The organism is Vaginella massiliensis (assembly GCF_900089075.1).
GTDB lineage: Bacteria > Bacteroidota > Bacteroidia > Flavobacteriales > Weeksellaceae > Weeksella > Weeksella massiliensis_A.
Genome location: NZ_LT593747.1, coordinates 739921 through 760080 on the forward strand (window position 1 = coordinate 739921; position 20160 = coordinate 760080).

23 protein-coding genes are annotated in these 20160 nt (G+C 36.7%); 7 read left to right on the forward strand and 16 right to left on the reverse strand.

From position 1 onward, the window contains the following. Window positions 1-103: 103 nt before the first annotated feature. The gene (locus tag BN8061_RS12425; RefSeq protein ID WP_394330306.1) at window positions 104-163 is read right to left on the reverse strand and encodes a hypothetical protein; all 60 of its coding nucleotides are present in this window, start codon (window positions 161-163) and stop codon (window positions 104-106) included. Window positions 164-177: 14 nt separating this feature from the next. Further along, on the reverse strand, window positions 178-360 hold the full coding sequence (locus BN8061_RS10855; protein WP_068599212.1) for a hypothetical protein: 183 nt from the start codon (window positions 358-360) through the stop codon (window positions 178-180). Window positions 361-682: 322 nt separating this feature from the next. On the opposite strand from BN8061_RS10855, the gene BN8061_RS10860 reads away from it, so the two are divergent. Then, on the forward strand, window positions 683-2260 hold the full coding sequence (locus BN8061_RS10860; RefSeq protein WP_068599213.1) for a GMC family oxidoreductase N-terminal domain-containing protein: 1578 nt from the start codon (window positions 683-685) through the stop codon (window positions 2258-2260). Between the two features lie 529 nt (window positions 2261-2789). Here BN8061_RS10860 and BN8061_RS10870 read toward each other — a convergent pair. The 11 genes from BN8061_RS10870 to BN8061_RS12060 form a co-directional block, all read right to left on the reverse strand. Then, a complete protein-coding gene (locus tag BN8061_RS10870) occupies window positions 2790-3203 on the reverse strand; it encodes a hypothetical protein (RefSeq protein ID WP_068599217.1) in 414 nt (137 codons plus the stop codon). A gap of 7 nt (window positions 3204-3210) precedes the next feature. Next, on the reverse strand, window positions 3211-4221 hold the full coding sequence (locus BN8061_RS10875; RefSeq protein WP_068599219.1) for a DUF3238 domain-containing protein: 1011 nt from the start codon (window positions 4219-4221) through the stop codon (window positions 3211-3213). Further along, on the reverse strand, window positions 4218-4391 hold the full coding sequence (locus tag BN8061_RS11925; protein WP_154662311.1) for a hypothetical protein: 174 nt from the start codon (window positions 4389-4391) through the stop codon (window positions 4218-4220). The genes BN8061_RS10875 and BN8061_RS11925 overlap by 4 nt, the downstream gene beginning before the upstream one ends. A 15-nt stretch (window positions 4392-4406) precedes the next feature. Then, the gene (locus BN8061_RS10880) at window positions 4407-4619 is read right to left on the reverse strand and encodes a hypothetical protein (RefSeq protein WP_068599221.1); all 213 of its coding nucleotides are present in this window, start codon (window positions 4617-4619) and stop codon (window positions 4407-4409) included. A 311-nt stretch (window positions 4620-4930) separates the two neighbouring features. Beyond that, complete coding sequence (locus tag BN8061_RS10885) at window positions 4931-5191, reverse strand: hypothetical protein (RefSeq protein WP_068599223.1); 261 nt, start codon at window positions 5189-5191, stop codon at window positions 4931-4933. A gap of 57 nt (window positions 5192-5248) precedes the next feature. Further along, window positions 5249-5479: a hypothetical protein gene (locus tag BN8061_RS10890; RefSeq protein ID WP_162270418.1), complete on the reverse strand. Its 231-nt coding sequence runs from the start codon at window positions 5477-5479 to the stop codon at window positions 5249-5251. 178 nt (window positions 5480-5657) lie between these two features. Next, window positions 5658-6248, reverse strand: coding sequence for a sensor histidine kinase (locus BN8061_RS10895; protein ID WP_068599226.1), 591 nt, complete (start codon window positions 6246-6248; stop codon window positions 5658-5660). A 5-nt stretch (window positions 6249-6253) separates the two neighbouring features. Beyond that, window positions 6254-6652, reverse strand: a complete 399-nt coding sequence (locus tag BN8061_RS10900; protein ID WP_068599229.1) for a hypothetical protein — start codon at window positions 6650-6652, stop codon at window positions 6254-6256. Window positions 6653-7095: 443 nt separating this feature from the next. Further along, window positions 7096-7434 (reverse strand): four helix bundle protein, encoded by a 339-nt coding sequence (locus tag BN8061_RS10910; RefSeq protein ID WP_317039016.1) that lies wholly within the window; start codon window positions 7432-7434, stop codon window positions 7096-7098. 3 nt (window positions 7435-7437) lie between these two features. Further along, the gene (locus BN8061_RS12055; RefSeq protein ID WP_235802754.1) at window positions 7438-7638 is read right to left on the reverse strand and encodes a winged helix-turn-helix domain-containing protein; all 201 of its coding nucleotides are present in this window, start codon (window positions 7636-7638) and stop codon (window positions 7438-7440) included. Window positions 7639-7688: 50 nt separating this feature from the next. Beyond that, entirely contained in the window at window positions 7689-8033 is a 345-nt protein-coding gene (locus tag BN8061_RS12060) for a response regulator transcription factor (protein ID WP_204207208.1), read from the reverse strand. A 447-nt stretch (window positions 8034-8480) separates the two neighbouring features. Between BN8061_RS12060 and BN8061_RS10920 the strand changes: the two genes are divergently transcribed. Both BN8061_RS10920 and BN8061_RS10925 read left to right on the forward strand, forming a co-directional pair. Next, on the forward strand, window positions 8481-11186 hold the full coding sequence (locus tag BN8061_RS10920; RefSeq protein ID WP_068599232.1) for a T9SS type A sorting domain-containing protein: 2706 nt from the start codon (window positions 8481-8483) through the stop codon (window positions 11184-11186). A 334-nt stretch (window positions 11187-11520) separates the two neighbouring features. Further along, window positions 11521-12954, forward strand: a complete 1434-nt coding sequence (locus BN8061_RS10925; RefSeq protein ID WP_068599234.1) for a T9SS type A sorting domain-containing protein — start codon at window positions 11521-11523, stop codon at window positions 12952-12954. Window positions 12955-13075: 121 nt separating this feature from the next. On the opposite strand, the gene BN8061_RS10930 is transcribed toward BN8061_RS10925, so the two are convergent. Then, window positions 13076-13618: an isochorismatase family protein gene (locus BN8061_RS10930; protein WP_068599236.1), complete on the reverse strand. Its 543-nt coding sequence runs from the start codon at window positions 13616-13618 to the stop codon at window positions 13076-13078. Between the two features lie 175 nt (window positions 13619-13793). Here BN8061_RS10930 and BN8061_RS10935 point away from each other — a divergent pair, with 175 nt between their 5' ends. Next, window positions 13794-15284, forward strand: a complete 1491-nt coding sequence (locus BN8061_RS10935) for a bifunctional ADP-dependent NAD(P)H-hydrate dehydratase/NAD(P)H-hydrate epimerase (protein ID WP_068599239.1) — start codon at window positions 13794-13796, stop codon at window positions 15282-15284. Window positions 15285-15287: 3 nt separating this feature from the next. Here BN8061_RS10935 and BN8061_RS10940 read toward each other — a convergent pair whose 3' ends face one another. Beyond that, complete coding sequence (locus BN8061_RS10940; protein ID WP_068599615.1) at window positions 15288-16388, reverse strand: MBL fold metallo-hydrolase; 1101 nt, start codon at window positions 16386-16388, stop codon at window positions 15288-15290. A 187-nt stretch (window positions 16389-16575) separates the two neighbouring features. After that, complete coding sequence (locus BN8061_RS10945) at window positions 16576-17472, reverse strand: urea transporter (protein ID WP_094745952.1); 897 nt, start codon at window positions 17470-17472, stop codon at window positions 16576-16578. Window positions 17473-17854: 382 nt separating this feature from the next. Here BN8061_RS10945 and BN8061_RS10950 point away from each other — a divergent pair, with 382 nt between their 5' ends. The 3 genes from BN8061_RS10950 to BN8061_RS10960 are packed head-to-tail and all read left to right on the forward strand — an operon-like array spanning window position 17855 to window position 20143. Further along, complete coding sequence (locus tag BN8061_RS10950; protein ID WP_154662312.1) at window positions 17855-18196, forward strand: hypothetical protein; 342 nt, start codon at window positions 17855-17857, stop codon at window positions 18194-18196. A 54-nt stretch (window positions 18197-18250) separates the two neighbouring features. Further along, window positions 18251-18658 carry a DoxX family protein gene (locus BN8061_RS10955; RefSeq protein ID WP_068599244.1) on the forward strand — a complete coding sequence of 136 codons (408 nt, stop codon included), beginning with the start codon at window positions 18251-18253 and terminating at the stop codon, window positions 18656-18658. Window positions 18659-18670: 12 nt separating this feature from the next. Beyond that, entirely contained in the window at window positions 18671-20143 is a 1473-nt protein-coding gene (locus BN8061_RS10960; RefSeq protein ID WP_094745953.1) for an MBL fold metallo-hydrolase, read from the forward strand. Window positions 20144-20160: the final 17 nt, after the last annotated feature.

Genomic DNA, 20160 nt, shown 5'->3' on the forward strand with positions numbered 1-20160 from the left:
CGTCTCGTTTATAAAATCGGGATGGTTTTTTTATGATAAAAAAATTGAGGTCAAAAACCAACGCTATTCAATAATTTAGAAAAAAATGAGTGATTATTCTTGTTTACGCACTCATCTTTTTCAGATTATGAGCTAAAGCATGCAATCCGAACGCTATTTCCACTTTTTCAATTCCTTTTAGGGTAAATCTTTTGAATTTCGGATGTGTTTGAGTTGGGCAAATATCCGGTTGATTTTATCTGCAGCCTGTTGGACTTTTTCAGGATCAAGTTTTTTGAACTCCGGTGGCTTGGGATCTTGGTCTTCTTCATCAGCAACGCACTGCGCATATTGCCACATATCCTCTAATTGTTTGATCATTTTCTCCCGGATGGGTTATATTCTTTAATTCTATAGTTCATTTCGCTGACAATTAAGTAGTTAAATATAGTGAATTCTTTATTAATCACCTAATAATCAATCCATTATTTATATAAAAACACCTCAATTGTGAGATTGCTTCTTTTTTGTTTACACGATCTAGGTTATTTCGGTAAATAAGCTAGATAATGTAAATATTAATTCTTTAAAATTCTCCAAACAAAAACCTCTCTCCTATTTTTAGGTATGATTTTGGTATTAAACCCAAAACAAGTACTTTAGAGAAAACGGAGAAAATTAGCGATTAACCGAAAATCAAAGCATGAATAGAAAAAGCTTCATCCAAAAAGCGTCATTAGGTTTGGGCGGTTTATTTTTATACCAACCTATGTCGTTATTCGGAAAAACAAAACACCAAAAGGAAACTATCAAAAAACCGATCATCATTATTGGATCCGGCTATGGTGGCGCCGTTGCAGCATTGCGACTTTGCGAAGCGGGGAATAAAGTCTGCTTGCTAGAAATGGGGCTTAATTGGGAAAAATCGGGTGAAAAGTTTTCTCCCATGATTCATCCTGGTAAAAGTGCTGCATGGCTTCGAAAAAAAAGCATTGCGCCTTTTTTTAATGTTTTTCCACTAAAACCTTTTACAGGCGCGCTCGATCGGCTAGATTATAAAGACATCAAAATTTGGGTAGGACGTGGCGTAGGCGGTGGCTCTATCGTGAATGGTGGAATGGCTGTACTCCCGAAAAAAAATTATTTTGAAGAAATATTTCCTACGTTGGATGCTGATCTTTTTTATGAAAAATATTTTCCGTTGGCTCAACAGGAACTGAACGTAAATGTGGCCAATGAAGATTTCTTACACTCCTGCTCGTATTATAAATTCAATACCGTAGGCGAAGAAGAAGCCCACAAAGCCGGTTACAAAACCATGCGGGTGCCCAATGTGTACGATTTCAAATACATGGAAGCGGAGTATGAAAACAAAGTGCCACGCTCTGCCTTGGCAGGAGAAGTAATTTACGGAAACAATCACGGGAAAAATTCATTAGACAAAACCTATCTGAAAAAAGCGCTGGCTACCGGAAATTTAGAGATTTTAGATTTGCATCAAGTGAAGAGTTTTTCCTTAAATCCAGACGATTCATACACTCTGCAAGTGCATCAAATCAATACGTCGGGTGAACTTGTGCAACTCAAAGAAATGCATTGTCAGAAATTGATTTTAGCCGCCGGAACCATGGGAAGTTTAGAGTTGTTATTTCGATCTCAGGCCAAACATCAACTTCCTTTAGATGCGCATATTGGGAAGATGTGGGGCAACAATGGCAATTTTATGACCGGTAGAAATTGGGTAAAAGCTTTTTCTGGTGGTAACGGCTTTCTGCATTCTACAATTCCTGTTGGAGGTATAGACAATTGGGACGATCCGAAACATCCGTTTTTTACTGAAATTGCTCCTTTGCCTATGGGGATGAATGTGGCTACAAGTTTGTATTTGATGATCAATAAACTAGACAAATTTGGCGAAGTAACGTATCATCCTACCGAAGATAAAATAGAGTTGAAATGGGATCTTTCGCACACGCAAAAAATGAAAGAAAACGCTCGTCATTTTATCAAAAAAATGAATCGAACCAACGGTGGTACCCGTGCACATTTTTTATTTCATAATGGTTTTGGTCACGATATTTGCTACCATCCTTTGGGAGGAGCCGTTATTGATAAGGCAACAAACGCATACGGGAAACTCAATTTACATCAAAATCTCTTTGTTTTAGACGGATCTTTGATTCCTGGAAGCATCGGCGTAAATCCTTTTCTAACGATTACAGCCCTAACTGAATATTGCATGGAGCATTTGTTAGCCTCTAAAGCGTTTGAGACAGTCTAAAATTAATCAAGAAAATTTTCGCTTTTACTACTTTTCTAAATTCTGATCAATCCAACCTAAAATATCAGCAAAAACATCTTTTTTGATGAACGCCTCATTATCACTCTAATATAATAAATTTCAATTGAAAAAAAAGATTTTTAATGGATAAGTCAAGCTATTTTTCGGGTTAATTTCTGATTGATTTTTTGCTTTTAATAGTCCATTTTGTCGGCTCGGTTTTTCGGGATTTTTAGCGGTTGTTTTCGGCTCTTTTTGGTCGGTTCTGTCGGCTGTTCCGATTTTTTGTTTTTCGGGGCTTTTTCTCTTCTTTTTTTGCTTTTTTTTGCTTTGCTTTTTCGGGGTTTTCTGCCCTTTCAAAAACAGCCCAAATGCAAGCGGATAGGGCGAAAGGAAAAAGAGAGCGGAAAAACAGCGGAAAACCCGACAGCAAAGGGATTGAAGCGGTTTTGCCTGATTGGTGATAACTTTTTGATTTTGGGCTTAAAAGGAAGGAAATAAACGCCCTTTTGAGGCGGTTTTTAATGCTCTATGCTTTTATTTCTTTTCGGAAAAATATTTTCTCACCCAATAACACAAGACCACAGGCTATAATTACAGGTATGAAAAAGTTAATGATAACAGGTAAATCATTGTCGTAGAAAACAACTAATAAAGAAGAACCTAAACAGGCAAATAAATGGATAAAACCGTTTGAAAGACTTTTTACTGTAAAACTAAATATCACAAATAATAACAGGTATAACCAAATTAAAATCATTTTGGAAATACTTATTACCCAAGTATGGTGTAATAAGTTTTCTATGAATAAGGTATTATATGAAAAATCTTCACTTCTTTTTATTCCTGTATATTCCAAAAATAAGTTAACCACTATTTCAAGTAATATCTGGATAACGTAATAAAGAATACCTGTTGCCAATATTTTAATAAAATGCTTCATCACACAATCAATCAAATTTAACTTCCTCAACAGGTTGTAAGTTTCCACTATTTCCACTTACATTGATTTTATTTTCCATTGGAGGAAACAATGATCTTGGTGTATCTCCCGTAGTAGCAGGATTACTTCCGTATATAAAATATGAGTTTCCTGTTGCTTCATTTGTGATAAAAAATTCGTATGCAGGAAAACCGTCACTTTGCCCTGATATATTAAAGTCGAATGTTCCGTTACCTGTTTCAGTTATGGTAACATTCACATCATAGTTAATAGCAGGTACTCCTGTAACTAATTTATTTGAGGCATCTACCTGCATATTTACAGTAGTGCTTCCATTTTCCATTGTATTGGGAGTATAGATTGGTGTTGGCCCTGCTTTTGCAGGGTCTGATACTGCTGTTACATTTCCGCTTTTGTCATAACCTGTTGTAGAGCTTGCTCTATTGCTAAGAGTGGTTGCTGTCCTGTTCTCAAAATCAACTCTTACTTGTTGCTCTGTTCTATAAGCGGTTGTATTTACTTGATAAGAGCTTCTGTTATCTCCTGCAAAAGTTTTGGTTGTTGAAAATGGATTTGGATTAGAAAGACTCCCATTAGGAATAAAAGTTCTACCTGTTACAATGTAAGGTTCTAACCCCTCAAGTTCCCTTGCATCAATAACACGATTACCACTAAATACATAAGGCGACCAAGTATGATATTCTTCTGTTAAAGGGTCAATATTACAAAACCTCCCAATCGCATAATCGTAATTTCGCCACTTAAAGCTATCCCAGTTGAGTCTGAGTTCATCTTGTCTCTCTTGACCTTGGTATTTGTACTTATAACTATCACTACCCGAGGTTTGCATATTTATTACACCTATACTCACATGAACATCACTACTATTTACAATTTCTACACCCAAGGTCAAATCATTGTAACCTGTATGTTTCAGCCCAAAAGGACGAGTGAGATTTTGGAAATTGAGAATTTCCAAATCGAAACTTGCCAGCGTAGCTGTGTGGTTTTGCCTCATATCACTTTATTTTTTATTGGCATTCGCGAACCTCGTTCCTCGGTTTCTTCTAAGATTTTGAGATTTTGGGCAGTTTCGTCCCAAGCGTAGCTTACCCGCACGTTCCCTAAATGATCGGTGTAATTGTATACATAATTATAAGTTCTGTCACCACTAACTTTATTGGTCACCACATTTACATAGCCTTACAATGTTTGGAAAAATTGTAAATCATTGTTTTTGTATTGAAATCCACCTAAATAATCTGTGGTGGTCACTTTGATACCATCGGTTACAATTTTTCTCAACTTTACACCGCTTGCATCGTAGGCATAGTTAATTTTCTTGGTTGCATTCCCAAGAACTTCTGTAGGTAAATTTAGGTGATTGTATTTGATTTCGGAAATTCCTTTGTTCAAATCTTGTGTTAAAGAACTTCGTTCGGTTTCTTCTAAAAACTTTTATTAAAACTTTTTCTCGAACATCGTTTTCATCGTACACATAGTCATCACTGGCGTTCGTGCCATTGGCAAATCCCTCGCTGTGGTTGCTGTGATCGGTAACTTTTAGTAGTTTGTTCGATTGGTTTTGGTAGTGGTAAGAGAGCTGATCTATGAGCACGGGCGGTTTTCTTTGGCACTTTCGAAAATTTGGCCGATTAAAATTGTTTCATAAGGTTGGGTGTCTTTTACAAATCCTTCATCCATGATTTCGATAGAAACATTCGGATTTATACGAAGTAAAAGTTTAAGTTCTTTCTGAATTTCGTTTGATTGAAGGGTAAGCTCAAAATTTCTTTGTTGATTTGAAGTTCCTGCGCTTTCAGTCGGGTATTTTCTGCTTTTGAGATATATCCTTTCTCCAATTGATTTTGGTAGGCATGGGTCAAGATCGAAATGTTGTCAATCTGGTTTTGATGCACTTTAACTGATTGTTGAATGTATTGTAAATCAGTAAGCTGGTTGCGGAGTTCGAGTTTGAGTTCTCTCAATAAATCTTCAAAATATTGTTCGGCTTTAACACATCAACCTGCTCCAAAGCGATGAGTTTATTTGCGTTTTCCTGCCGTTTGTACAAGTTGTTTGAGCTCAAAAGCGATTTGCTGATTTCTTCCGAAGTTTCCAAAAAATGGTGGGGAGGATTCTACGGTTGAGTTTTTCCAAAGATTAATTTCACTTATCGACAATTCAGGATTGGGCCATAATTTGGCTTGTATGACTTCTGCTTTCTCGCTTTCGATATATAATTTTTCGGAGAGTAATTGCAGGTTGTTTTGCAAAAACATTTTTTCTGCCTCTGCACGCGATATTTGGAGTATTTCTTGTGCTTACAATTGCCATCCGAAAGCGAAAATTATACAAATAAAAGGGATGAATTTCATCTTTTGCAACGTTATATTGATATTGCAAAAATGATTTTACTGACCTTAAAAAAACTTAAAACGTATAAATTTTGGCTTAAAAATCATTAAAAAACAAAGAAAAAACATTCTCTATACCTTGTTTTGCATGATAGTGAAGGCTGATATGATGAATCGAAAAAATACGCTGAGACAAGACCAATCCAAAACCAAAACCTTGTTTGTTTTGGGCGTTTTTCCCTCTGAAAAAATGCGAGAATAAAAATTTATGTTCTTCTTCGGTAAGAGTTTTCCCTGAATTAGAAATTTTAATGACGAGTTTTACTGATGAAGAGTCGAACGTAATTTTGGCTTTTTGATCATCAGCATATTGTACAGCATTGATGAGCAAATTGAGAAAAGCTTGTTTCAGAAGTGGCTCGTTTGCCCTTATGTTCAGTAGATTTTCATCAAAATTGCTCGGAATGAAATTCACTTCGAAATGGAAGTTGGGATAAAGCGAATTGACCTCCGAAATGGCATTGAAAATAAGTTCGTCTATACAAATATTTTGTTTGACAATCGCTTGTCCAGCCTCTATTTTGGAGATTTGAAGCAAGATATTGATGATGTTTCCCAAGGATATTGCCTTTTGAGTTTGCAGAGAAATCGCCAATTTTAGTTGGACGATATCTTCAGTTTTTTGCAACTTTTCTAACTCAGAAACCAGAACGCAATTGGCGTTTTCAATTCGTGCGAAATATGCTGAATGCTGTATTTCTGAAACGAAAAAGCATCATGCGTGCGTTTGGTAAGTACATTAAATCTTTCTGACAAATTGCGCAATTCCAAAGTGGAAATGCTGATTATCAAAGGTTTGATTTCATCATTACTCAAATCGTAATCTTCAATTTTTTGAGTTAATTCTGAAATTGATTTTGAAATAATGTTGGATAAATACAACGAAATCAGCAACACGGTAATCACAATGGCAACGAAAATTACAATCAAAACTTTTTGAAGAAAAACCTTTTTAGAATAACCGAAATAATCGTAGGCTTTGCTGATGGCATAATAACTTTTGGAATCGTTTTCGAGGTAAACTCCGATCAAATCATAACCATCTTATTTGGTTTCGATCCAATTGTTGGACACCGATAAGTTGTTGAGAATTGAATTGGCATTTTGGATGTTCAGACTATCAATGCTCGAAAAAAATCAGGTTTTTATTTTTATCGTAAATGTACATTTTTTCGTCATAAAAATCGTGAATATCTTGCTTGTCGAGAAGCAAAGAAACTTCGGCAACATATTTTCGAATTCGTCAATGAGTCCGACCGTATATTTGATTTTTGAAAATTGCTGTTGCTGAAATTCTTCTTCTCTATGCGCAGAAAACAACACAAACACAATCACCAAAGACACGGCCGATACCATGATTACGGTACTCGAAAAGTAGATTAAAATTTTGTTTCTGATTTTCACGTTAAATAGCCATAAGTTATAAGAGCTGAGTTAGGAGTTATTTTTCTTTGATGTGATTATGGAGCTACGAATCATTTTTTTAATAATTCAGTACAATCGAAATTTAAACTTTCAAATTCCGAGTTTTTTATAAATTCTGTTTCTTTCAAGAGTTCAATCCAATACAATGTTTCGTCACATTCTTTTTGTGCAATACCCAATTTATGAATAAAATCTGCTTTACTTTCTGCATTTTGAGCTTCCCTTATCAACGCACCTACAGCAGTACCGCTTCGTAATAATTGTTTGCTTAAAACATATTCTTTTTTAGTACCCGACTGATACGTGTATAATTTTACTGTTCTTACGGCAAATAAAAAACTTTTCTCTTTTAAAACACTTTTACTCATAGCTTTAATCTTATCACTCATAATTCATAACTCATCACTCAAATAATATCCATAACCAATTTTAGTTTTAATTGAATTTTTCCCGAAAGGTTTATCGATTTTGTTTCGTAAAAAATTTAGATACACCTCTATTGTATTGGTATTGACGTCCATAGATGTTCCCCAAATATCTCGGATGAGTTCGTTTTTCGAGACGATTTCTCCTGGATTTTTACAAAGTTTCACCAAAATTTGATATTCTCTTGGCGTGAGTGAAATTTCTTGATTTTGCCGCGTTACTTTTTTTGAGCGACATTGATGCTGATATCCAACGCATTGATGATTTCGGGCGAATGCGCTTCGGTATTTTGACTTCGTTTGATAAGCGAATTGATTCGTAAAATCAACTCTTTCATAAAGAACGGTTTGGTAAGATAATCATCGGCACTGCTGTCGAAGCCTTTTATTTTGTCTTCGAGTTCATCGAAAGCTGTAAGCATCAAAACTGGCGTATACGTATTATAAGTTCTGAATTCTTTGCACAAATCATAACCGTTTTTCTGGGGTAAATTAATATCCATCACTACACAATCAAACGATTCTTCATTTAGGAAACGTTCTGCTAAAAAACCATCAAACACACTTTCTACTACACAATTTTCTGAAGAAAGGGCTTCCGAAATATTTTAGTTAAGTGTTGATTCGTCTTCTATTACCAAAATTCTCATAAATACAAAAGTAAAAAATTGTGACCGATTATTATGTTCACCTTCAGTTTTGCTGTCTGCAAACATATTCATAATGTTTGACCATGCTTATTTTGATTCTGAACGAAACGCTGTAAAGATGGTGGAGGTGTTCGCAAACTATACCTTATTATATAACTATATATAGCTCAGTTTTCTTATCGTGAAATTATCTATTTTCTAAAGTACAAACCGAATCAAGTCGTTAAAAAAAGAACACAAATAATAAAAAAGCTTTTTTTTATCCGTTTAAACCTTATTAGATAAATAAATATTCTGTTAAAGTTTTGGCGATATGAAAATTTTGTATAATTTTAGTATAAATTAACAAAAATTAATATTATGAAGAAAAACTTACTTACGTTGATACTTGTCGGGATCGGCTCGATAGGTATGGCAAACACAAATCCATTTAAGGTCGATTTGAAAAGCTACGGCTTTGTGTCGCCTTTTGCTAGTACTAAAACTTTGGCTGAAGATTATTGTGCTGCAACGGCTCCTTCTGTAGAGGCGATAACTTCGGTTATCATTGGTGAGATTAACAATCCATCTCCTGCTTCTGGTGTACCAGGCTACGAAGATTTCACGGCATTGGCTCCGGCAAACTTGGCGGCTGGTGATGAATACGAAATCAAACTGAAAGGGAACACTGCGGGTAATTTCACCAATACATTTACTGTTTTTATCGACTTCAATCAAAACAAAGAATTTGAAGAGTCTGAGCGTTTCAACATCGGTTTTATCAAAAACTCTTCGGGTGTTGATGATATCGAATTGGTGGGAAGTATTGCGATTCCTCAAGATGCATTACCAGGTGAAACACGCATGAGAATCTTAAAAAGATATACTGGAACCACAAATATTACCTATGCAACTAGCGGTTGTGTTTTGGGGTCTAGCTACGGACAAGTAGAAGACTATACCGTGAAAATTGGAGAACCAATAGGCTGTCTTTCGGCTCCAAACGGACTATACCCTTCGGCAGTTTTTAGATTGCCATCCAACAACGGAATTCAGTATTCTATTACCAATACTGGTTGGACAGGTGAATACTCAAATGTACGTGTAAAAGAAGGGTATACCTATAACTTTGCTACAGGTGAAGACACGCATTTCATTACAATTGCTGATGAAGCTGGTCTAAACATTATTACTGCTGGAACTGGTTCTGTAACTTGGACAGCCAACGCAACACAAATCGTGCGTTTCTACCTACACCTGGATGATGAATGTAATTATCAAAATTCTGGAAGCCACAAGCGATTGGTTTCTTCTATGGCACCAAAACAAACCGATGCTGCATTGTGCAATCCTGCAGTAGAGTCTAACAATTTCGAGAACGGATCGATAATTGGTGGTGCAAACGGTCAGCGTGTAGCGATCAACTTCGATGCTAATCCTAGTCAGATCATCAAAGCGAATAAGATAACCCTAAGCTTATTGGGTGACACTTCAGAGATTAGTTTTGATGTTTACTCGAGTAATGCTGACGGATTGCCTGATCAATTATTAAAATCTGTTAACGGGACAATTACCAACAAAGAAAGTACCGGAACACACTTCAACTTCCCTACTTTCACGTATTCAGTAGACTTCAGTGAGCCAATCGAAATCAATGGTGACGAAGCAAGTCGTTACTGGATCGAAATAAAAGCAAATGTTAATGGTATCGAAACTTCTTCTGTAACACCAAACCCTGTAAACTTGGCATGGAATTCTACCACGGCGAATACTTGGAGATTCTCTAATGCTTCAGGAGTTTATTCATTAGAAACAGAATGTTCTTACGTTGAGCCAGACGGTGATGCTTGTGATCAAGAAGCTCCATCAAACAACTTCGAAAATGGTATGTTCTTAGGAGGAACAGGAAACCAAAGATTGGCAATTGATATTCCTGTAGGTCCAGATCAAAAGCTAACAGCTACACACGTAGAGTTGAACCTATTCAACCAACCAACTCATGTAAACTTCTCACTTTATGCAGATGCTTCAAATTTACCAGGTACATTGATGAAAGATGTTGCGGGTACAATAGTAAGTTCTACTCAAATAGGAACAGCTTTCAATTATCCAATTTACAAGGTTGTGGTTAAATTTGATGCTCCAATCGTTTTAGATGGATCAGAAGGAACCAAATATTGGTTAGAAACCAAATCAGATGCTTTAGCTTTAGAATCTACCTCTGCAACAACAGTAGGATCTCGTATGGCGTTTATGAACTCTAGCACAAGCGGAGCTTGGGTATTAGGAAGCGACGAAGGAGTGTATAAATTAATCGCATTCTGCGACGGTGAAGGACCAGGTGGCGGTGATGATGAAAATGGTGATTACTGTATCCCACAAAACATTATCTGCGACGACGGTGACGTGCTTACCAATGTAACTTTCGGAGCGATCAACAACCCAACAGCATGTGGTGGCGGATACAGCGATTTCACTGCGATGTCTACAGACGTAGAGCGTGGAGGTACTTATCCGTTCACAGCAAATACAGGTACTGGTTGGACACAAGAATCGGTACACGTATGGATCGACTACAACCAAGACGGAGTTTTCACAGCAGACGAGTATACCTATATCGGCAACACGCCAGGTGTTCCTGTAACCAACAATATCACTATTCCAGCAACTGCACAAGAAGGTGCAACAAGAATGCGTGTTCGCGTGTTCGCAATGCCTGGACCAGACCATCCACAAGCTTCTGTAGATTATGCAAACAATGGTGCATGTTACGATGATTCTATGTACCCTTACGGTGAGATAGAAGACTACACTGTTAACATCGGAGGATTAGGTGTGGACAACATCAGCAAAGTAAGTGCAAATGTATATCCAAACCCAGTTCACGATGTGTTGACTATCGAATCGAAGTCGAACCTAGAATCGGTAGAAATCTTCAACATCGCAGGACAAAAAGTACATTCATTGATGAAAGTTAACAAAGCTAAAACCGAAATCAATGTAAGCAGATTGACTCCAGGTGTGTACATTGTACGTACAGTAGACGTAAACGGAAACGTAAATTCTTACAAAGTGGTGAAAAAATAATCATTGATTAACCACATAATCTCAAAGAGCAACCCCTAAATAGGTTGCTCTTTTTTTGTTATTGTAGACTGAGATAAACTTTATTTATACAAAATAATATTTAACAAGATTTAAAAAAGAGATTTTGATTAATAAATCATGAATTTATTATGTGTAAATCATTATGTGTAAATCTTTAATTATTAATTAAATACAAGGATTTATCGCCTGTAAAATCTATTAAATTTCAAACCAAAACCTTAGAAAATCTGAAAAGAATGTAAAAAAAATGAAAAAAAATTTTGACACTTCAAAAATTTAAGATAATTTTAGAAAAACTTTAAAATTAATACTAATGAAGAAAAATTTACTAACAGTATTACTTATCGGAGTAGGAACGGTAGGTTTTGCAAAAACAAATCCTTTTCAGGTAGATTTTAATGGCTTTGGGGTAGTTTCACCATTTGCTAAGACTAACTCATCATTAAACGGTAACGCTACGCCTACTGTTTTAACCGGAAATTATTCATCAGAAGCTGTAGATGCTTTAGCAGAAGCTTGTGATCAAGTTGTACCATCGAACAACTTTGAGAATGGTTATTTCTTGGGAGGGAATGATAACCAAAGATTAGCAATCGATATTCCTGTAGGAGCAGCTCAGGTTCTTACAGCTACTGAAATCGAACTTAACCTATTCAACCAACCAACTTATGTAAACTTCTCGCTTTATGCAGATGCTGCTAATTTACCAGGTACATTGATGAAAAATGTAGCGGGTACAATAGTAAGTTCTACCCAAATAGGAACAGCTTTCAATTATCCAATTTACAAGGTTGTGGTTAAATTCGATGCTCCAATCGTTTTAGATGGATCAGAAGGAACCAGATATTGGTTAGAAACCAAAGCAGATGCATTGGCATGGGAAACAACAAGCGCAAGAACAGTAGGTTCTCGTGTGGCGTATATGACTAACAACTCTGGTGGAAGTTGGACGGTAGGAACCCAAGAAACCGTGTACAAATTAGTAGCAGTTTGTGAAGGAGAAGGATCTGGAGGTGGCGACAGTGAATATTGTATGCCAGAAAACTTAATTTGCGACGACGGTGACTTGCTTACCAATGTTACTTTCGGAGCGATCAACAACACAACAGCATGTGATGGCGGATACAGCGATTTCACTGCGATGTCTACAGACGTAGAGCGTGGAGGTACTTATCCGTTCACAGCAAATACAGGTACTGGTTGGATTAATGAATCGGTACACGTATGGATCGACTACAACCAAGACGGAGTTTTCACAGCAGACGAGTATACCTATATCGGCAACACGCCAGGTGTTCCTGTAACCAACAATATCACTATTCCAGCAACTGCAAAAGATGGTGCAACAAGAATGCGTGTTCGCGTGTTCGCAATGCCTGGACCAGACCATCCACAAGCTTCTGTAGATTATGCAAACGATGGTGCATGTTACGATGATTCTTTGTACCCTTACGGTGAGATAGAAGACTACACTGTTAACATCGGAGGATTAGGTGTGAACAACATCAGCAAAGTAAGTGCAAATGTATATCCAAACCCAGTACACGATGTGTTGACTATCGAATCGAAGTCGAACCTAGAATCGGTAGAAATCTTCAACATCGCAGGACAAAAAGTACATTCATTGATGAAAGTTAACAAAGCTAAAACCGAAATCAATGTAAGCAGATTGACTCCAGGTGTGTACATTGTACGTACAGTAGACGTAAACGGAAACGTAAATTCTTACAAAGTGGTGAAAAAATAATCATTGATTAACCACATAATCTCAAAGAGCAACCCCTCAATAGGTTGCTCTTTTTATATTTTATTTTTGTGATACGACAATCATCAAACTGATGAAATCAAGGTATTAAAAGCTAAAAAATCTATTTTATAAACGTTTCAAGAACATCTCGAAACAAGTCCGTTCCGGCTTTTTCCAGCCATTCAAAAACCAACATTTCTCGGGTGATAATTTCTGCACCGTTCTGTTTCATTCGCTCCAACGCTCGCATTTTGTCATGCTCAAAACGCGAACCTACGCCGGTATCAACCACAAAAACTTCGAATTCAAATGCCAACAAATCCAAAACCGTTTGCAGCACACACACATGCGCTTCCGTCCCGAGCACAACGATTTGCTTCCTATCTTCGGCAAAATGTTGCAACAAGTTTCCCTCTGCAACAGCCGAAAAATGTGTTTTGGTCACGACCTCCTTCTCCTCTATCCTAGTCCTTAAAACTTCGAGAGTTGCGCCTATTTTTTCGGGGAAATGTTCTGTAAAAACAATAGGAATTCCAATTTTATTGGCAACGTCTACCGTCCAAATCGCAGTGTCTAAAACGGCTTCATTTTGATAAATTTTGGGGTATAATCGTTCTTGAATATCAATCACCAATAAGGTCGATTTTTTGGGTAATATTTTCATTTTAATCGATTTTTAGACTATACAATCTACAAATAAATTTTCAAATCGTTTTATCCCTTACTTTTTCATCGTAATCACCTGAAGCTTTGTAAATTTGTGAACCTTTGTTTTGATATGAAGTTTTGAAAAACAAACGACAACTTCGTAGGTGCCGATTTTTTTATAATACAGTATTATGTTGAATTTTGTTTCGAATGAAATTATACGCAAAGCCGATCTTTACACTATTGAAAATCAAGGCATTTCATCAACCCAATTGATGGAAAGGGCTGCTCATGCCTTTGTAAAAAGGTTTATAAATTTGGTAGGAAAAACCAGCAAAATCACCATTTTTTGTGGCAAAGGGAATAACGGCGGCGACGGCTTGGCTATCGCTCGACTTTTGCACGAAAAGGCTTACGAAACGATTTCGGTTTATATCGTCAATGCGTTCGAAAAAGAATCTAAAGACTTCACAATCAACAAAGAACGATTACAAAATTTAAAAATTCCAATTTCAAAAATCAATCATCCAAACGATTTTCCAACCGATTTGGATGTCGTGATCGATGCAGTTTTGGGTTCAGGTTTCAAAGGTGTTTTAAATCCATTTTTCTCAGAAATTTTCAGAAAAATCAATCAAAATTCAAGCTATATCGTTTCGGTAGATGTACCTTCTGGACTGAATATAGACCAACCCGAACTTGAGTTTTACGAGGGTATACAGGCGCATTTTACAATTTCTTTTCAGCGACCAAAGCTCTTTTTTATGTTTCCTGAATCGATTTTGTTTACAAAAAAGTTTGATTTTGTGGATATTGGTTTAGATGAAAATTATTTACAATCGTTTGCATCTCAGCACTTTTATATAGAAGAGAAAGCAATCGTTGACAGATTGAAACTCAAAAAATCTTTTTCGCACAAAGGAACTTTTGGGCATCTTTTGCTGTTGGCCGGATCGCCCAAAACCATGGGTGCGGCATTATTATGCGCAAAATCTGCTCTGTTTTCGGGAGCAGGTTTGGTGAGTGCTTGTTTAGAAAAAGAATATTTTTCTGTGATGAATGTGTTCTTACCAGAAATTATGTGCATTGAGATAGAGGATTTAGAAAAAACAACCGACCACAACTATCAAGCAATTGCCACAGGACCTGGTTTGGGAAAGGATGTTGAGGCACAAAAAAAATTAGAATGGGTGTTGAACAATCCTTATCCGACGGTTTTCGATGCCGATGCATTGAACCTCATCGCTGAAAAAAATCTATTACAAAAAATACCTCAAAAAAGCATCATCACACCGCATCTGAAAGAATTCGATAGACTTTTCGGAAAACACCATAATTGGCAAAGCAGACTGAAGACGGCTCAACAAAAAGCAGCTGAGTTGCAATGCGTAATCGTACTGAAGAATCAGTACACTTTTATTTGCGACACAGACCAAAATGTTTATGTAAATTCTACGGGAAATCCGTCGATGGCACAAGGCGGCATGGGCGATGTACTCACCGGCTGCGTTGCTGCATTTTTGGCTCAGGGTTATCCACCACTCGATGCTGCGCTGCTCGCTTGCTACGTACACGGGAAAGCTGGCGATCTCCTTCATCTACGATACGAAACCACGCCGGCATCATTGATTGCCGAACAAATTTCTAAAACGATAAAAGATTTGTACGCTCAAAAAAGGTAGGATTTACTCAACTTTTTCCCACCAATTTTCGAAGGGTTGCGAAGGTCGATTCAGGTAGACGATCTCGCCAATTTTGGGAGTTACGAGCCGAAGATTTGCTTCGTCTTTACTGTAGTTTGCGACCTTTTCCAACGGCTCTTTCCAAGGGTGATTCGCCAGTTTGAACTTTGAATTATGAACTGGAAAAAAACTTTTGGCTTGCAGGTCTTTTGCTGCCTTCACCACCTCATCTGGTAGCATATGAATGTATTTCCATTTATAATCATATTGTCCGTTTTCTAAAATAGCCAAATCAAACGGTCCAAACTTTTCACCAATTTCCTTGAGATGATTATCGTAGCCACTATCACCACCCAAAAAAAGTTTCAACTTTTCCGACTGCAACACATACGACGCCCACAAGCTGATATTTCTTTTGAACCCTCTACCAGAAAAATGCTTTGCTGGTGTAGCTGTGATGTGCAGCGTTTCACTCAACGAAACACTTTCGTACCAATCCAATTCGATGATGTCTTTCGCAGAAAAACCCCAAAATTCGAGATGTTCACCTACTCCTAAAGGACAAACAATGGTCTTGATTTTGTTTTTCAATTTCTTGAAAGTGGTATAATCCAAATGATCGTAATGATCGTGCGTGAGGATGAGAAAATCGAGGTCTGGCATCGCATCGTCATGGTAAGTATCGGCTCCGTCGAACGCATTGTTGGTCGCGAAAATCGGGGAAGCATTTTTGGTGAGAACAGGATCTACCAAGATTTTTTTCTGATCGATTTGAAGCAAATACGACGAATGTCCAAACCAAATTAAAAAATCTTCTGCAAGAGCTAAATTGATTAGATCGGTAGAAACATGCGGAATGCTATCGTGAGGTTTGGTATGTTTTACCTGCGAAAAAAAAATCTGTTTCAGAACCTCTACATATGAAACATTTTCGGCAAGAGCTGGAGTTGGCGTTAGATTATGAAATTGATTATTTTGATAATTTGCCGATTTTTCAATACGCTCCAATCGCTTTCCAGAAGGCTTTTTGCCAAATAGTGGATGTTGAAGAAAAAGGATAATTCCTAAGAAAATCAAGCCGATAAGTAGCAAAAAAGCAATCATTATTTTTTTCATTTACAATTTCATGGGTACGAATTTCGTTATTTATTTTTTAAAATGAGCTAAAAAATAAAATGACTTATTCAATTATCGTAAAGATTTTTTACAAGATTTAAAAAAAATTATACTTTTCTTTTATAATATTAATAATAAATTTAAAACGTTAAGCCTTCATAAAATCGCATTCCAATCAAACCATTGAATTTTCTGATTTCATTTTGCACATTGTGGTAACGCATGCCGCAAAAACAAACGGAAACGTAAGTATAATCACCCCAAACTGAAGCACGATAACAGAAACGACCAATGAAACGACGACAGAAACGATTACCCAAAAAGCATCTTTCTTAGATTTTCCTGCAAAAGTTATGGCACACAAGACAGCGTTGTAACTGAAAAGTCCCAAAGCAATATCGTGAGCAGAAAAAGAAAAATAGCTTGCGATCATACCCGATAAAACCGCTCCAAACAAGCCGTATACTGCAGAAATTGGCGAACTGACGAATACTGCAACGAAAAAAAGTATACCAGCAACCAAATTATCTTGAAAAATAACTTGTCCGAAACCTTTCACGGCAAAAGCAAAATAATCGATCGCCTCGGCATTTGCCAACGAAGGAGCAGACAAAATATTTGGAAAAAAGTTTTTCGAAAAATAATAGATAAACCAAATAACCAAAACAAACGGCAGTGTAAACACCGGAATTTTACACTTCATGAAAAAGTGCTGCAAAAAGGTTGTTGCTATCGATCCCAAAACAAGAAACGCCCACGCAATGAAAATGGGTTTTAGGAAAACGAACGTCCCTACGCCAACCAAAGCAGCATTGAAACCATACAAACCTTTGTTGACATCAGCTTGATTGAACCTCAGCAAAATAGCCGTGAACGTTGCGCAAACCAAAGCCAAAATTGTGGCAAATCCCATGGCAACCGAACTATAAAAAACACCCAAAAGCAAGAGCAATCCAGTGGTTGCATTTTCTTGCAACATGATTTGCCCATTCCCGACAAGCAGCTTTTTTACAAAAGAAAAACCTTTGTTTTGGATATTATTTTGAGCATAAATATTTTTAATTATCGCCATTTTGTTCTTTTAAAAAATAAGCTTTTACATAAGCCAATTATAGAAAATCTCAACGAAAAATACTACTAACGTATCCACCCTTGATTCAGTTTTATAGTCGAAGTCAAACCATTGCAACAGAAAGCAAAACCTGAGCTAAACTTTTTCGGTTTGGCTAAAATAATCAAAAATATCGAGTTCTAAAATTATCAGGAGCTGGTAATTTTCTTGTTAAATCGTTTTCAAAAAATTAATAAACTCAAAAAAAACAAAGCTTATATTATTTTGTATCACTACATGACTTTTCAATCAAATAAAATTCTTAGCTTTACCACAGAAAAGCATTTATAATTTTTTGATTATATTTGTAGTCATGGCAGTGAAAGAAAGAAATATCTTTTTTATGAGGCACATCTTGTGGCTATGCTTGGTGTTCTTTTCTTTGAGTCCGTGCAGCGTGAAAGAAAATTTGTTGAGCTCGGTCAACATCGATTATGTAAAATCTGCCAACAAAACGAAAACTACCACCATAAGTAGCAATTGTTTTTTCTCGTTTACACACAACCAGATTTACACGGCCTCTAAGAGCAATGCACAGCAATCTTTTCACGATTTTGATTGTTCTAAAACTCCGCTTTTTGCCAAAGAATCTGCAAATTATAGCCAAAATTATCTCAAAACTATTTCGGCAAATAGTCCGCCAATGTATATTCTGTATAAACGCCTGAAAATCAGTATCGCTTGAGTGTTTCTTTCGTGATAAAATATTTTTTGGTTTAATAGTTTATACTTTTTTATAATGACAAATACTGTTCAAGTAAACGGCTTTTCTGTTTTACTTCTACGTATCGCATTGAGTGGAATTTTCATCAATGCTGGTTTTTCGCATCTTATAAATGCAGAACAAACGACCAATCGCTTACAGCATGCAACCTATGGCAATTTAGCCCACAACTTTGCAGACCCTTATATTCTAGTAATAGCATCGGGTTACGCATTGCTTATTTTTGGCATGACGTTTTTGCTGGGCATCTTCACGCGTTGGTCTGCCCTGGTGTTGCTTTTGCTTCTAGTACCCATTACCATCACGATACAGATGGGGAATGGACTGATGCACGGGCCACTATGGAAAAATGTGGCACTTTTGGGCGGACTACTTTTTTTTATTCTCAATAATCCAAAATCTTATTGCATTTACAACAAATAAAACAATCATACGATGAATTTTTTTTCAATAAAAAATATCTTATTGACGATCTGCCTGTTTTTATTTCTAATAAAAATACAGGCTCAGACCTATTTCTTTCAGCGTGTATTTGATGAAACGCTTTCGCAAGCGAGCTATATTATTGGCGATTTTCAAAGTCGAGAAGCGATCGTCATAGACCCAAAAAGGGATATCGACACCTATTTAGAAATTGCTAAAGAAAACAAGCTGAAAATTACAAAAATTACCGAAACGCATATCCATGCCGATTTTTTGAGCGGTTCACGTGAATTACAGGCGGCAACCAATGCAAATTTATACCTGTCTGATGAAGGTGGTCCCAATTGGCAATATCAATTTCCATATATCGGACTGAAAAATGGTAATAAAATTACGTTCGGACAGGTCGAAATTGAAGTAATGCACACACCTGGGCATACGCCAGAGAGCCTTACTTTTATTGTAAAAGACACCAAATTTGTCAACGTACCGCACAAAGCCATTACGGGCGATTTTGTTTTCGTAGGCGATGTCGGCAGACCAGACTTGTTGGAGAAAACTGCGGGCGAATTGGGTTCACAAATGAAAGGTGCAAAACAATTATTCGCTTCCTTAGTGAAGTTTTCTAAACTCCCAGACAATCTAGAAATTTGGCCCGGACACGGTGAAGGTTCTTTTTGCGGAAAAAGCCTGAGTAATATTCCTTTTTCGATTTTGAAAGAAGAAAAACAATCCAACAAGGCATTCCAATTTCTACACAACGAAGAAGATTTTATCCGCTATATTTTGGAGGATCAACCGACGCCACCGCAATATTTTGCTCAAATGAAACAGCTCAACAAAGCTCCTCGCCCGTTGCTGATTCAGATTCCAAAACACACCCTATTACAAGCAGAAGATTTACAACAAGTTGTAGATCATAATCTTTTGGTAATAGACACTCGGAAAAAAAACGAAATAGCAAAAGGGTTTATCAAAAATAGTTTGCATATCGAAAACAGTAAAATGTTATCTACTTGGGTAGGCTCTTTGGTCGATTATCAACAGCAATTGGTGCTGATAAGCGACGAAAACCAAATGCAAGACATTACTCGAAAACTCACTCGCATTGGGATGGATAATATTTACGGATTTGTGACCGATATCGAGAAATTTCCGAGCCCTAAACAAACCTACCAACTTGTTGAGATAGAAGATTTGAAAAAACTTCTCGGCAAAAAAAATGTTCAACTCATCGATGTGAGAACCGAAAAAGAATACAAGTCCGGACATATAAAGGGAATAGAAAATATAGTGCTGACGTCATTAGAAAATAATCTTGACAAAATTTCTAAAGACAAAGAAGTTGTAATCCATTGCCAAAGCGGTGTGCGTGCTGCCATGGCGTATTCTATTCTACGAAAAAACGGCTTAGATAATGTAAAAGTTTTTTTGGGAGGAATCAATGAATGGGTCGAAAAACAAAATCAGTTGGTAAAAGAATAATAATTTTTATAAAAAAA

Coding starts and splice junctions, on each gene's coding strand:
- BN8061_RS10960 (WP_094745953.1), top strand. CDS start 18,671: ATGAATTTTTTTTCAATAAAAAATATCTTATTGACGATCTGCCTGTTT.
- BN8061_RS10910 (WP_317039016.1), bottom strand. CDS start 7,434: ATGAGTGATAAGATTAAAGCTATGAGTAAAAGTGTTTTAAAAGAGAAA.
- BN8061_RS10860 (WP_068599213.1), top strand. CDS start 683: ATGAATAGAAAAAGCTTCATCCAAAAAGCGTCATTAGGTTTGGGCGGT.
- BN8061_RS10925 (WP_068599234.1), top strand. CDS start 11,521: ATGAAGAAAAATTTACTAACAGTATTACTTATCGGAGTAGGAACGGTA.
- BN8061_RS10935 (WP_068599239.1), top strand. CDS start 13,794: ATGTTGAATTTTGTTTCGAATGAAATTATACGCAAAGCCGATCTTTAC.
- BN8061_RS10855 (WP_068599212.1), bottom strand. CDS start 360: ATGATCAAACAATTAGAGGATATGTGGCAATATGCGCAGTGCGTTGCT.
- BN8061_RS10920 (WP_068599232.1), top strand. CDS start 8,481: ATGAAGAAAAACTTACTTACGTTGATACTTGTCGGGATCGGCTCGATA.
- BN8061_RS10875 (WP_068599219.1), bottom strand. CDS start 4,221: ATGAGGCAAAACCACACAGCTACGCTGGCAAGTTTCGATTTGGAAATT.
- BN8061_RS10945 (WP_094745952.1), bottom strand. CDS start 17,472: ATGGCGATAATTAAAAATATTTATGCTCAAAATAATATCCAAAACAAA.
- BN8061_RS10950 (WP_154662312.1), top strand. CDS start 17,855: ATGAGGCACATCTTGTGGCTATGCTTGGTGTTCTTTTCTTTGAGTCCG.
- BN8061_RS10870 (WP_068599217.1), bottom strand. CDS start 3,203: ATGAAGCATTTTATTAAAATATTGGCAACAGGTATTCTTTATTACGTT.
- BN8061_RS10930 (WP_068599236.1), bottom strand. CDS start 13,618: ATGAAAATATTACCCAAAAAATCGACCTTATTGGTGATTGATATTCAA.
- BN8061_RS10940 (WP_068599615.1), bottom strand. CDS start 16,388: ATGATTGCTTTTTTGCTACTTATCGGCTTGATTTTCTTAGGAATTATC.
- BN8061_RS10955 (WP_068599244.1), top strand. CDS start 18,251: ATGACAAATACTGTTCAAGTAAACGGCTTTTCTGTTTTACTTCTACGT.